1 protein-coding gene is annotated in these 231 nt (G+C 36.8%); it reads left to right on the forward strand.

Going from position 1 to position 231, the window contains the following annotated elements:
• Window positions 1–231 (forward strand): helicase-related protein (locus AAEY79_RS16570; RefSeq protein WP_352289903.1); only part of this gene is annotated, 231 nt, incomplete at both ends.

Raw genomic sequence — 231 nt, forward strand, 5'->3', positions numbered from 1 at the left:
GTTGAATCTGCACACATCGAAGAAAAAGTATACTACTGTGATGATTTTGATCACAAAAACCGTTTACTTGATAAAATCGTTTGTGCTAAAGATATGGAACAAATCATTATCTTTGCAGCAACCAAACGCAGTACTGAAAAATTAGCAAAATCATTACAAGAGCAAGGCCATAAAGCCAGCTTCTTACATGGTGATTTGCCACAAAGCAAGCGTAACCGCATTGTACAAGAC

The sequence above is a fragment of the Psychrobacter sp. GW64-MNA-CIBAN-0177 genome (assembly GCF_040309585.1).
GTDB lineage: Bacteria > Pseudomonadota > Gammaproteobacteria > Pseudomonadales > Moraxellaceae > Psychrobacter > Psychrobacter okhotskensis.